The following is a 13766-nucleotide window of genomic DNA, read 5'->3' on the forward strand; positions in this document are numbered from 1 at the left end:
ATCAGTTTTGCTGTTCAATTTGACGGTAAACTTTGACGGCACGGTTGTGGTCATTCAAGTTACGGCTAAAGGTATGCCCCCCTTTGCCGTCCGCGACAAAATACAAATAATCTGTTTTGGCTGGATGTGCAGCTGCTTTAATGGATGCAATACTTGGCATTGCTATCGGTGTTGGTGGTAATCCATCAATTTTGTAGGTGTTGTATTCTGTGTAATTATCTAAATCACTACGATAAATTTTACCACGATATTTATCACCCAAGCCGTAAATGACGGTTGGATCGGTTTGTAAACGCATTTTTTGCTTCAAGCGATTGACAAATACCGAGGCAACTTGCGAACGTTCGCTGTCAACACCCGTTTCTTTTTCAATGATTGATGCCATTATCAGCATTTCATACGCATTTTTATACGGCAGATCCCTATCACGCCCCTTCCATTCATCTTCAAGGCTAGCCTGCATGCGCTTATGTGCACGTTTCAAAATCTCAGTATCCGCCGTTCCAGCAGTATATAAATAGGTATCAGGATACAGCCAACCTTCTAAGGTTCCTTCGCCTTTAAAGTCAATCGCATTGTAGAGTTCAGTCGGTGTCATTTCCGTTGATTTATGCGCTAAGTATGGCGCATCACGCAGGATGTTACTCCAATCTACTAAACGATTACCTTCAATAAAGCGAATAGAAAACTGCGCTTCTTTACCGCTTACGATTAATTTTAGTAGCTGTTCTACATCCATGTCAGGTTGCAAACGGTATGTGCCCGCTTTAAGCTGCGCCAATTCAGGTCGCAATTTCAGTAACCATTGAAATTCATTGCCCTGCTCAATCAATTTTTCATTAATAAGCAATGCTTCAAAAGCCACACGTCCAGTCCCCGCAGGCACAGTGAAAATCTTTTCTTCCGTAAGGTTAATCGGTGTTTTAGCGTAATTCAGTACTTGGCGATATTGCAAATAAAGTGCAATCGCCACAACGGTAATCAGAACAACAGCAATTAAAATGATTTTTTTAGCTAATTTCATTTATTGACCACATCAATGCGTATTAGGACTTTAATTTATGCAAACTAGATTTTGCAGCGCAAAAATAAGTATTCGAACAGCTCCCGTGATGCATAATGCAACGGATTTTCTTGTGAAGCTATTTGGATGCTTTTAACGGGTAGAACAGGCATCAACGCATTACACATAATCACTTCATCGCAGTGAGCTAATACTGACGCGAACCGCTCAACTTCTTCAAGATGGTACTGACTCCCTACTAATAACGCTATGATCTTTTGTCTCATTAATCCGTTCACCCCACAATGCGATAATACAGGGGTATAAACAGTTTGCCCGATACGCCAAAATACATTTGCACTACAACACTCAATAATGATGCCATCTGTATCGAGCACAATCGCTTCATCCGCTTGAGCCTCATCGATTTCCTGGCGGATCAATACTTGCTCAAGGCGATTTAAATGTTTCATCCCTGCCAATAATGGATTTCGAGAAACAGGTGTTTGGCTCAATATCAGCTTAGCCCCTTGGCATTGTAACTGAGTATAGTGTGATGGAAAGGGGGAAACACTGACAATAATGGTAGGCTGAGTAAAGCCTATAGAACTATAACCTCGCCCACCTACACCACGGCTGATAATGACCTTTAGAACAAATTCTTCATCCACTTGTTGTGTACAAATTTCCGTTAAATGATGTTCTAATTCACCCCAATCAGGTGCGGTAATTTTTAATCTTAAGCAGTCACGTGTTAAACGCGCAATGTGTTCTTTGAGCATCTGCGCTTGCTGATTCACTCCATGAATGGTCGTGAAACAACCATCCCCGAACGCAACGGCGCGATCAGAGACACTAATTTGTTGACAAGGTTGGCCATTAACCCAATATGACATTGATAATACTTATAATAAAAGCTGATAAATCAGACAGTAATCAGGTAGAACTATCATAAACTAAAGCACAGAGCTGTGCAAAGAAGCTGGCAAAATAAAGCCCCAGTTGCATACACAACTGAGGCTGAATTAATGGTGGAACGATTTGATTATTCTGCGTGGTAACGGCGGAAAATCAATGAACCGTTTGTGCCACCAAAGCCGAAGGAGTTACACAGAGCGTACTCCATGTTCTCAACTTTACGTGCTTTATTCGCAACGAAATCTAACGTACAACCCTCATCAGGGCTGTCTAAGTTAATCGTTGGAGGGACAATTTGATCACACAAAGACAAAATCGTGAAGATAGATTCAACCGCTCCTGCAGCACCTAATAGGTGACCTGTCATGGATTTCGTCGAACTCACTAACACATTTGAATCTTCACCAAATACAGACATAACCGCTTGTGCTTCCGCTAAGTCACCTGCATTGGTTGATGTGCCATGGGCATTAATGTAACCCACTTCGCTCGCCTTAATGCCAGCATCTTTTAGCGCATTTTCCATTGCTAATGCAGCACCTTCACCATTTTCTGGCGGAGATGTCATATGGTAAGCATCACTGCTCATACCAAAGCCAGCAACTTCTGCGTAAATTTTAGCGCCACGTGCTTTCGCATGTTCATATTCTTCAAGAATAATGATACCTGCACCATCACCGAGAACAAAACCATCACGGTCTTTATCCCAAGGGCGACTTGCCGCTTGTGGGTCATCATTGCGAGTTGATAGAGCACGCGCAGCACCAAAGCCTGCCACACCTAATGGTGTCGTTGCTTTTTCAGTACCGCCTGCCAACATAACATCTGCATCGCCATAGGCAATCATACGTGCTGCGTGACCAATATTGTGAACGCCCGATGTACATGCTGTGGCAATAGAAATGCTTGGACCACGTAAACCGTACATAATGCTTAAATGGCCCGCCGCCAAGTTAATGATTGTCGATGGCACGAAGAATGGGCTAACTTTACGAGGACCACCTGCCATCAGTGCTTCACAGTTATCCTGAATTAACCCTAACCCGCCAATACCAGAACCAATCGCTAAACCGATACGAGTAGCATTGGCTTCTGTTACTTCCAATCCAGCATCTTTAAAGGCTTGGAAGCCTGCTGCAATACCATATTGAATAAATGGGTCCATCTTCTTCGCATCTTTGCGAGAGATGTCAAAATCTTCGTAATTGAAATCTTTTACTAAGCCAGCAAATTTAGTTGCGTGGTTAGTAGTATCAAAATGTTCAATGAGGCTGATACCACTCTGTCCGTCACAAACAGCTTTCCATGATGACTCAACTGTGTTGCCGACAGGAGATAACATGCCCAGTCCGGTTACGACTACACGACGCTTAGACACGTATTTCCTCCAAGGAGGGAAAAGTTACAAAAGGAACATAGGCGATCGAGTGATCGCCTAGACATGTTTTTCGTACAATTATTTAGATGCGTTCTCGACGTAGTCAATCGCAGCCTGTACTGTTGTGATCTTTTCAGCTTCTTCGTCAGGGATTTCGCAATCGAACTCTTCTTCCAGAGCCATAACCAGCTCAACTGTGTCAAGAGAATCAGCGCCCAAGTCATCAACAAATGAAGCTGCATTTACAACTTCTTCCTCTTTAACACCCAGTTGTTCAACGATGATTTTCTTAACGCGTTCTTCGATAGTGCTCATACTATTAAAATTCCTATCAAAACTCGCTTTCGCGATGGTTTTCGTAGTTTATGAAATACAGGAAAAGATACAACCCAATCCCGGCTGTTGGAACCATTATTTTGCATTATTTAGCGTTAGATAACACTAATAATGCAAGTAGTCCCATCATTTCTTTAGATCATGTACATGCCACCATTGACATGCAATGTTTCACCTGTGATGTAAGCAGCTTCGTCAGAAGCTAAAAACGCTACAGCACTGGCAATTTCTTGTGCATCACCCAGTCTATCTGCAGGAACCTGAGATAAAATGCCTGCACGCTGCTCATCTGTCAATGCTTTAGTCATATCCGTTTCGATAAAACCTGGAGCAACAACATTAACAGTGATACCACGAGAAGCGACTTCCCGAGCTAATGATTTACTAAAACCAATTAGCCCAGCTTTCGCTGCTGCATAGTTTGTTTGTCCCGCATTCCCCATCACACCCACAACTGATGCGATAGAAATAATACGCCCACAACGTTTTTTCATCATGGCACGCAAAACGGCTTTAGACAAACGGTAAACGGATGAAAGATTCGTGTCAATAATATCTTGCCACTCTTCTTCTTTCATACGCATCAATAAGTTATCGCGGGTGATACCTGCATTATTAACCAAAATATCAATTTCACCAAATTCCTCACGGATCTTAGTCAAAGTTTCTTCGATTGATGCTGCATCAGTCACGTTTAACGCTAAACCTTTCCCTTTACCATCAAGATAAGCAGTAATGGCTTCTGCGCCTTTTTCGCTGGTTGCTGTGCCAATAACGGTTGCACCGCGCGCGATTAATGTTAAAGCAATGGCTTTACCAATCCCACGGCTAGCACCTGTTACTAGTGCAATTTTTCCTTCAAAGCTCATGTCGTCCTCAGCTATTTTCTAAAGCAGTGCTTAATGATACAGGATCATTGGCTGCTACGGCAGTTAAATTAGAGACAATTCGCTTGGTAAGACCAGTCAACACTTTACCTGGCCCCATTTCGATAAGGTGTTCAACACCTTGATCTGCCATCAATTCTACTGTTTCTGTCCAGCGTACTGGATTATACAGTTGACGAACTAACGCATCACGAATATTTTGCGCCGATTGCTCAATTTTAACATCAACATTGTTGATAACTGGATAGACTGGCTCACAAAATTCGATTTTTTCTAACGCTTCGGCTAATTTATCAGCAGCAGGCTTCATTAATGCACAATGTGAAGGCACACTAACTGATAATGGCAGTGCACGTTTTGCACCCGCTTCTTTACACGCAGCACCTGCTCGTTCAACCGCTGCTTTTTCCCCTGCAATGACCACTTGGCCTGGGGAGTTAAAATTCACGGGTGAAACGACTTGACCTTGTGCCGCTTCTTGGCAGGCTTTTTCAATAGATTCATTATCTAAGCCGATTATCGCATACATTGCGCCTGTACCTTCAGGAACCGCTTCTTGCATCAATTTACCACGCAATTCAACAAGTTTAATCGCTTCTTTGAAGTCAATGACACCTGCACAAACTAATGCGGAGTACTCACCCAGGCTATGCCCTGCCATCATTGAAGGCATTGCACCGTTTTTAGCTTGCCAAACACGGAAAATTGCCACAGACGCGGCTAATAATGCGGGCTGTGTTTGCCATGTTTTATTTAATTCTTCTTCTGGCCCATTTTGGACTAATGCCCAAAGATCGTAACCCAATGCTTCTGATGCTTCAGCAAATGTTTGCTCAACCAGCTTATTTTCTTCAGCTAATGCCGCTAACATTCCTAAAGACTGAGAACCCTGTCCGGGAAATACCATCGCAAATTGTGTCATGTCTGTTTTCTCAATAAATTAAAAACGAACTAAGGCAGAGCCCCACGTGAAACCACCGCCAAAGGCTTCTAACAGCACAAGTTGGCCACGTTGGATACGTCCATCACGCACTGCTTCATCAAGTGCAGTTGGGACAGATGCCGCAGAAGTATTGCCATGACGGTCTAAGGTGATAACCACTTTGTCCATAGTCATATCAAGTTTTTTTGCCGTCGCAGAAATAATTCTTAAATTTGCTTGATGTGGCACTAACCAATCAAGTTCTTCTTTTGCAATCCCACTTTTTTCCAGTGTTTCATCAACAATATGCGCTAATTCGCGGACTGCAACTTTGAATACTTCATTACCCGTCATCGTTAAATACGCAGAGTCGTCAGAACAACGGCTACGATTAGGCAATGCGAGTAAATCCCCATAACGCCCATCAGCGTGTAAATGGGTAGAAATAATGCCAGGTTCATTAGACTCACCAACCACAACAGCACCTGCGGCGTCACCAAATAAGATGATGGTACCACGATCTTCTGGGTCTAATGTTTTTGATAATGCATCAGCGCCAATAACAAGGGCCTTTTTCGTCATCCCTGTTTTAACAAACTGGTCAGCAATACTGATCGCATAAGTAAAGCCTGCACAGGCCGCCGCAACGTCAAATGCCGCGCAATCATTGATTCCTAGCATTTGCTGCACTTGGCACGCTGCACTTGGGAATGCATGCGTTGCAGAAGTGGTGGCAACAATGATTAAACCTATCTCGCTGGCCTCAACCTGTGCCATTTCAAGCGCTTTTTGTGCAGCATGAAAACTCATTACAGAGACATTTTCGTCTTCGTTAGCAATTCTTCTTTCATGTATCCCAGTGCGGGTCACAATCCATTCATCAGAAGTATCAACCATTTTTTCCAGATCAGCATTGGTACGAACTTGCGCTGGCAAGTAGCTGCCTGTTCCTAAGATTTTACTGTACATAGCCATAGGTTATTGATCGCTCCTGGGTAAAACAATATTTAATCGCGCTGTTATTCTTTCTGGTACTTGTTTTTCAACAGCTTGCACTGCGCGGTCAATCGCAGCTTTAAATGCACTTTCGTTAGCCGCACCATGACTCTTGATCACAATACCTTTTAATCCTAACAGAGTCGCACCGTTATACTGGTCGGGGTTCATATCCCCAAAACGCTTCATTAAACGTTTTTTTAGCCATTTTTTCGCCAGTTGCATTATCCAACTGCGTTTTTTCTTTTCGTCGTCCGCCGATTTTAACAAGGAGAGAATAACGCGAACGACTCCTTCCATTGTTTTTAATGAGACGTTACCCGCGAAGCCGTCACACACTAATACATCGGTTTTACCTGTCAGTAACTCATTACCTTCAACGTAACCAATATAGTTAATGGACGCCGTTTCTTTTAATATTGCGGCGGCTTCGCGGATATTATCCAGCCCTTTGCTCTCTTCTTCACCGATATTGAGCAAAGCAACTTTCGGTTTTGTGATATTGACCACTTCTTCAGCCATCACTGAACCCATTACGGCAAATTGCACTAACATTTCACTACTGCAATTGACGTTTGCCCCTAAATCCAACACTACCGTTTGTTTTTTCTGCTGGTTAGGTAAGATTGTCATTAGCGCTGGACGCTCAATGCCATCTATCGACTTTAACATCAATTTCGCTAACCCCATCAATGCGCCTGTATTACCAGCACTCACGCACGCTTGTGCTTGCCCTGTTTTCACCAACTCTAAGGCCACTCGCATCGATGTTCCTTTGCTTTGTCTTATTGCGTTTGATGGTTTGGCATCGTTAGCAATAATTCCATCCGCAGGGATAATTTCGACACGCGAAATTTGCTCGGCACTTAGATGTGCAAGCAAGGGTTGAATGGCTTCGGGTTGACCGACAAGCAGTAATTTGAGTGCTAAATTAGATGCCAGAGCCTGCAATGCAGCAGGCACTGTGACGCGGGGACCAACATCCCCGCCCATAGCATCTAACGCAATGGTTAGATTAGCCAAGGTACCAACAATTACTTGCTGATAACCTTACGGCCACGGTAGAAACCGTCTGCAGTCACATGGTGACGCAGGTGAGTTTCACCTGAAGTTTTATCTACAGAAACTAGGGTAGCAGTCAGTGCATCATGTGAACGACGCATACCGCGTTTTGAACGAGTTGGTTTATTCTGTTGTACGGCCATTGACCTTACTCCTTAAGTACTTTTCTTTAAACTGGCTAATACGGCAAATGGGTTTGGCTTTTCTGCCTCAGGAGGCAGTTCACCATACACCATGTCCGCTTCGGACACTTCACAGTGTTCAGAATCATGAACCGGAACAACTGGTAAGGAAAGAATTATTTCATCTTCTATCATTCCCAGCAAATCTATTTCACCAAATTCATCAATTTGAATTGGCTCGTAGAGCTCCGGTAATGCTTCGGCCTTTTCGTCATTGACGACAGGACTAAAACAATACGATACGTAGGCATGATGCTTGAAATTTTTTCCGCAGCGTTGGCATTGGAGGGTGAGATCCACATCGGATTTCCCTTCGATAACCGTGAGACGCTGTTTATCAATATTAAATGATAATTCGGTTTCTACATCACTGTCTACACTGACTACTGATTCTGCAAGACGTGCAACTTGCTCAGGTGTATAACTCCCGACATAGTCGAGGTTTTTCTGAGCTGCACGCTGCGCATCGATAGTCAGGGGTAATTTTACCTTTTGCATAAGGCGCGCATATTAACTTTGTAATGAGCTATAGTCAAAGAAAAAGGCGGGGTAAACTCGCCTTTTCACCAAAAAATCGCAGGTTTTGCGGTTTATAGTTTAAAATGAGTTAACCCTTTTGGCTACGAGTTTTGAGAAAAATCATGAAATCGATTATTTTGGCGTCAACTTCACCCTATCGGCAATCCTTATTAAAAAAATTAGGTTTGCCGTTTTTAGCCTCACCGCCGAACATTGATGAATCACCTGTTTTAAATGAATCGGCTCAAGCTTTAGTCCTGCGGTTATCTCATGCCAAAGCCGCTGCACTGACAGAACAATACGCTCAACATTTAATTATTGGTTCTGATCAAGTGTGTGTTATTGATGGAAAAATTGTCGGCAAGCCCCATACCTTTGAAAATGCATTCAAACAATTGAAAGCAGCCTCTGGTAATAAAATCACATTTTATACTGGGTTGTGCCTATTAGATTCCGCGACAGGAAAATTTAATCTGCAATGTGAATTGTTCGATGTCTATTTTCGAAACTTAACTGACCAAGAGATCACCAACTACTTGTATAAAGAAGAACCGTTCCAATGTGCAGGAAGTTTTAAATCCGAAGGGCTAGGTATAACTTTATTTGATAGGTTAGAGGGACGTGACCCTAACACTTTAATTGGCTTACCGATTATTTTGCTGTTAGATATGCTACGCCAGCATGATGTTAACCCACTATTGGGTTAATAAAAATAATTGGCGGGTAATGACCTTCTACCCGCCAACGAGTGATGCTTACGATGTGGTTTTACGGTTACGTAATACTTTTAAACAATGGTTTAGCTCTGCACCCATTGGCGCTTGCAGCCGCATCTCTTCCCCAGTTTTGGGATGAGTGAATTTTAATGCGCTTGCGTGCAGGAACAACCGATTGAGGCCTGTATCTGCTAATTGGCTATCGAATAATTCGTCACCATAACGGTTATCAAACGCAATTGGATGACCTGCATATAAAGTGTGCACACGAATTTGATGCGTTCGCCCCGTGACAGGACTCGCTTTTACTAACGTTGCATTATCAAAACGTTCTTCGACTTTAAAGCGCGTTTCCGATGGTTTTCCTTCGCTACTCACTTTGACGACTCGCTCACCACTTTGCAAAATATTTTTCAACAACGGTGCTTGAACCACTTTAACATGAGATTGCCAATGACCACGCACTAAGGCCAGGTAATCTTTTTGCATAGTTTTCAAGCGCAACTGCTCATGCAATGCTCTTAAGGCAGAACGTTTTTTCGCAACTAATAAAATTCCTGACGTGTCCCTATCGAGGCGATGAACCAGTTCAAGAAAACGAGCTTCAGGCCGCAAGGCCCGCAGCCCCTCAATAACACCAAAGCTCAAACCACTTCCGCCATGTACTGCTGTACCAGAAGGTTTGTTCAGTACAAGTATGGAATCATCTTCAAATATAATGCAGTTAGCTAATGCCGCCACTTTATCTAATTTAGCGGAAACTGCGGGCACCTCACGCTCAGCGACTCTGACTGGCGGAACACGAACTTGATCCCCTTCGACAAGTTTATACTCAGGCTTAATCCGCCCTTTATTTACACGCACTTCCCCTTTACGGATAATGCGATAAATCATGCTTTTTGGTACGCCTTTAAGTTTAGCGAGCAAAAAGTTATCGATGCGTTGCCCAGCCTCGTCATCGCTGATGTCTATAAATTGAACTTGATTTTGTGTATTCATTCGAAAATGCGTTAACTCTAATTGATTAAAATATGCGCTTATTAACTCTCTCTATCATACCGACTCCACGAATTTTTTTATGTTTTTTTTTATTTTGGTTATTTTCTGCATGATTTTTCCTATTTCTAAATAAAATTTCCATATAACTTCCTTATCGACTTGCTATAATGCACATGGCAATGGAATAATATGCAGTTGCCAAGATGTTTAAAAAACGAAAATTGGCGTTTATAGGATTTCTTATTTGATAGCGTAACAATGCAGCAATGGCGTAAGACATTTAGCAATATCAAATAAATTAGCGAGCAACGAATTTTGGCTTATTGGGTTAGGTACTTCCGTTTTAATGATAATCAACGGCACCCTAATTAAGAACGCTGAATTTTTAATCTAAAAATCAGGTTCACCGAATACTGCGCGTCTCTATACGAACGACTGCCGCGAGGCAGACGGTTTTGTAAAAATCACGAGGCCATCGGTTTACAGTAGCTCTTTCTTTCGCTGCTCTTTATTTAAAAGAAAATAATGAGTAAGTAATAACATGAAAAGAATGCTAATAAACGCAACTCAACAGGAAGAGTTGCGTGTTGCCCTTGTTGACGGGCAACGTCTCTATGATTTGGATATTGAAAGCCCAGGTCATGAGCAAAAAAAGGCGAACATTTACAAAGGTAAAATCACCCGTATCGAACCTAGTCTTGAAGCTGCTTTTGTTGATTATGGTGCAGAAAGACACGGTTTCCTTCCTATCAAAGAAATCGCTCGTGAATACTTCCCAAGCAACTACCACTCTCAAGGCCGTCCTAACATTAAAGATGTGTTAAAAGAAGGCCAAGAAGTTATTGTTCAAGTTGATAAAGAAGAACGTGGTAATAAAGGTGCAGCGTTAACTACTTTTATTAGTCTGGCAGGTAGCTATTTAGTGTTAATGCCAAATAACCCACGCGCAGGCGGTATTTCTCGTCGTATTGAAGGTGAAGACCGTACGGAACTCAAAGAAGCACTGTCTTCTTTAGAAATTCCAGATGGTATGGGTCTGATTGTCCGCACGGCTGGTGTTGGTAAGTCTGCAGAATCCCTACAACAAGATTTACTGTACCGCTTACGCCACTGGGAAGCCATCCAAAAAGCCGCTGAGAACCGCCCTGCACCTTTCCTAATCCATCAGGAAAGTAATGTTATTGTGCGTGCGTTCCGCGATTATCTACGTCCAGACATTGGCGAGATTCTAATTGATAATCCGAAAGTCGTCGAAATGGCTCGTAATCATATCGAAGCGATTGGCCGTGGCGATTTTGCTAGTAAAATCAAACACTACAGTGGTGATGTTCCATTATTCAGCCATTACCAAATCGAATCTCAAATTGAATCTGCGTTCCAACGTGAAGTACGTTTACCTTCAGGTGGTGCGTTAGTCATTGATACAACAGAAGCATTGACTGCGATTGATATCAACTCATCACGTTCTACTCGTGGTGGTGACATCGAAGAAACTGCGTTCAATACTAACCTTGAAGCGGCGGATGAAATTGCCCGTCAATTACGTCTACGTGACCTTGGTGGCCTAATTGTCATTGACTTTATTGATATGACGCCAGTTAGACACCAACGTGAAGTGGAAAACCGCTTACGTGAAGCCGTTCGCCAAGACCGTGCACGTATTCAAATTGCCCGTATCTCTCGTTTCGGTTTACTCGAAATGTCCCGCCAACGTTTAAGCCCATCATTAGGCGAGTCAAGCCACCATGTGTGCCCTCGTTGTATGGGAACTGGGACAATTCGTGATAACGAATCACTGTCATTATCGGTTCTTCGTTTAATCGAAGAAGAAGCACTGAAGGAAAATACGCATGAAGTTCACGCGATTGTTCCTGTGCAAATCGCGTCTTACTTGCTAAACGAAAAACGTAAAGCCGTCAGCGAAATTGAACAACGCCAAACTCACGTTCGCGTTGTTATCGTACCAAATGACCAGATGCAGACACCTCATTTCCATGTAATCCGTATCCGTAAAGGTGAAGAAGTGAATACTCTGAGCTATAACCTAGCTCAATATCACGAAACTGAAACCTTAACTCATACCGATGAAACAACGTCTGAGCGTAAAGTACCTGAGCAACCTGCGATTTCCGCTTTTGCATTACAAGAGCCAGTTGAGCTTTCTTCCGCTAAACCTAAAGAAGTCGCGCCCGTTAAAGCGCCAGTAAAAACAACATCAAATGAACCTGCTCAGCCAGGCTTATTCAGTAAAATTGCTGCATTCTTTAAAGGCCTCTTTGGTGGTGAAGAAGAGAAAGTGGTCGAAGCACCTGCCCCTAAAGCTCGCAATAATAATGACCGTCGCCGTAATAACGATCGTCGTCGTAATAATGATCGCCGTAACAATAATCGTCGTGATCGTGATGATAACGAAAATCGTGATAGTCGCGACAATCGTAATAACCGCAATGATCGCAATGCATCATCGGAAGAAACGAATAATCGTAACAAGGGCCGTAATAATAAAAATACGGCACCGCAAGATGAGCAAACGGCTGAAAATGCAAACCGTGACAACCAGCAGCAACGTCGTGAACAGCGTGCTGATCGCCGTCGTCGTCAAGATGAAAAACGTCAGCAACAAACTGCAAAAACTCAGCAAGATGCACAACAAGATAACGTTGAAGCAACAAATGCAAGAGAAGAAGAACAGCGTCCTGCTGCTCCTCGCCGCCAGCGTCGCCAGTTAACACAAAAAATTCGTGTGACTGATAACGAACAAATGGTCAAAACTGATGTTGCAGAGCCCGTTGTCGCTGTATCCGCACCAGTTGCTGCATTACCAGCACCAGTTGCGGTAGTTAACCAAGCTGAAGGCCAAGTACAAGCTGACGATCTACAAGATTTAACTCATCAAACTGATGGCGAAGAGAAACAAGACACCATCATTCCTCGCCGTTCGCGCCGCTCTCCTCGTCACTTACGTGTAAGTGGGCAACGTCGCCGTCGTTACCGTGATGAGCGTCATCTCAATAGTTCACCAATGCCATTAGCCGCAGCAGTAGCATCACCTGAGCTAGCTTCTGGTAAAGTTTTCATTCATTACCCAATTGTTCAGCCTCAACAAGAGAGCATGGCAATTATGACTAATGAGGAAATGCTTGAACAACAAAATAGCACTGAGTCTGTCAATACAAACACGGTAGAAATAGCTAAGACGGAAAGCCAATCTGAAGCCCTAGCCGTTGTAGCAACACCTGTTGTTGATGTAGTGGCTGCTGATGAAGAAGCTGAACCTGTTGAGGTCGTGTATGTCAGCGAAACTGTTGAACCACAACCTGTTGAAACACATAATGTTATTACTGCAACAGAAACGCCTATCGACAAGGTAAAAACTGACGTAGAAGACGTGATTGTTGCCGCAGATACCGCAATTGAAACGGCTGCTGAGGTTATGGTTGAAGAAAATACTCAACCAACAATCGCTGTAGCCGAAGAGATTGCTGAAACTGAAACCGTTACTGAGCCAGTCGTTGAGCAGCCAATTGCCTCTGTAGAGGTTGAACCAACTAAGGTCGAAGCACCAATAACTGCTAATACTGATGCAACTAGCTTGCATAAACGTCATTCGTACTCACCAATGACCAAAGCCCCTGCCCCTGTAGATGCAGCGGCGCCATTTGAGATTACTGAGTACCAGCGCGAAACCTCTACTTTTGAAGGTAAAGGTGGTGCTGGTGGTCATGTGGCATCAAATGTAGCAACTTCAGAAATGGCGAAACCAGCGAGTTTCTAATCTAAAGTAATGCTGATTAAAAAGCCTTGCTGGGAAACCAACAAGGCTTTTTTGTTGCTTATCTACATTCAAA

13 protein-coding genes are annotated in these 13766 nt (G+C 43.2%); 2 read left to right on the plus strand and 11 right to left on the minus strand.

Annotation, left to right across the window (positions count from 1 at the left end; translation table 11 throughout):
- Window position 1: 1 nt before the first annotated feature.
- The 10 genes from mltG to yceD all read right to left on the minus strand — a co-directional run bounded on the left by mltG (window position 2) and on the right by yceD (window position 8182).
- Window positions 2–1024, minus strand: coding sequence for an endolytic transglycosylase MltG (mltG, locus tag M1F05_RS11815; RefSeq protein WP_206086381.1), 1023 nt, complete (start codon window positions 1022–1024; stop codon window positions 2–4).
- Between the two features lie 44 nt (window positions 1025–1068).
- Window positions 1069–1899, minus strand: coding sequence for an aminodeoxychorismate lyase (gene pabC / locus M1F05_RS11820; protein WP_206086380.1), 831 nt, complete (start codon window positions 1897–1899; stop codon window positions 1069–1071).
- 149 nt (window positions 1900–2048) lie between these two features.
- A complete protein-coding gene (gene fabF / locus M1F05_RS11825; protein WP_206086379.1) occupies window positions 2049–3299 on the minus strand; it encodes a beta-ketoacyl-ACP synthase II in 1251 nt (416 codons plus the stop codon).
- Between the two features lie 78 nt (window positions 3300–3377).
- On the minus strand, window positions 3378–3614 hold the full coding sequence (acpP, locus tag M1F05_RS11830) for an acyl carrier protein (protein WP_206086378.1): 237 nt from the start codon (window positions 3612–3614) through the stop codon (window positions 3378–3380).
- A 155-nt stretch (window positions 3615–3769) separates the two neighbouring features.
- A complete protein-coding gene (fabG, locus tag M1F05_RS11835) occupies window positions 3770–4504 on the minus strand; it encodes a 3-oxoacyl-ACP reductase FabG (RefSeq protein WP_206086377.1) in 735 nt (244 codons plus the stop codon).
- A 7-nt stretch (window positions 4505–4511) separates the two neighbouring features.
- The gene (gene fabD / locus M1F05_RS11840; RefSeq protein WP_206086376.1) at window positions 4512–5444 is read right to left on the minus strand and encodes an ACP S-malonyltransferase; all 933 of its coding nucleotides are present in this window, start codon (window positions 5442–5444) and stop codon (window positions 4512–4514) included.
- A gap of 18 nt (window positions 5445–5462) precedes the next feature.
- Window positions 5463–6413, minus strand: a complete 951-nt coding sequence (locus M1F05_RS11845; RefSeq protein WP_206086624.1) for a beta-ketoacyl-ACP synthase III — start codon at window positions 6411–6413, stop codon at window positions 5463–5465.
- 9 nt (window positions 6414–6422) lie between these two features.
- On the minus strand, window positions 6423–7463 hold the full coding sequence (gene plsX, locus M1F05_RS11850; protein ID WP_206086375.1) for a phosphate acyltransferase PlsX: 1041 nt from the start codon (window positions 7461–7463) through the stop codon (window positions 6423–6425).
- Between the two features lie 11 nt (window positions 7464–7474).
- The gene (gene rpmF / locus M1F05_RS11855; protein ID WP_047755811.1) at window positions 7475–7645 is read right to left on the minus strand and encodes a 50S ribosomal protein L32; all 171 of its coding nucleotides are present in this window, start codon (window positions 7643–7645) and stop codon (window positions 7475–7477) included.
- A 12-nt stretch (window positions 7646–7657) separates the two neighbouring features.
- A complete protein-coding gene (yceD, locus tag M1F05_RS11860) occupies window positions 7658–8182 on the minus strand; it encodes a 23S rRNA accumulation protein YceD (RefSeq protein ID WP_004911841.1) in 525 nt (174 codons plus the stop codon).
- A gap of 143 nt (window positions 8183–8325) precedes the next feature.
- Here yceD and M1F05_RS11865 point away from each other — a divergent pair, with 143 nt between their 5' ends.
- Window positions 8326–8910, plus strand: a complete 585-nt coding sequence (locus M1F05_RS11865; RefSeq protein ID WP_206086374.1) for a Maf family protein — start codon at window positions 8326–8328, stop codon at window positions 8908–8910.
- Between the two features lie 48 nt (window positions 8911–8958).
- On the opposite strand, the gene rluC is transcribed toward M1F05_RS11865, so the two are convergent.
- On the minus strand, window positions 8959–9918 hold the full coding sequence (gene rluC / locus M1F05_RS11870; RefSeq protein WP_206086373.1) for a 23S rRNA pseudouridine(955/2504/2580) synthase RluC: 960 nt from the start codon (window positions 9916–9918) through the stop codon (window positions 8959–8961).
- Between the two features lie 541 nt (window positions 9919–10459).
- Between rluC and rne the strand changes: the two genes are divergently transcribed.
- A complete protein-coding gene (rne, locus tag M1F05_RS11875) occupies window positions 10460–13693 on the plus strand; it encodes a ribonuclease E (RefSeq protein WP_206086372.1) in 3234 nt (1077 codons plus the stop codon).
- Window positions 13694–13766: the final 73 nt, after the last annotated feature.

This window comes from Providencia sp. PROV252 (assembly GCF_033676005.1).
In the GTDB taxonomy this organism is placed as follows: domain Bacteria; phylum Pseudomonadota; class Gammaproteobacteria; order Enterobacterales; family Enterobacteriaceae; genus Providencia; species Providencia vermicola.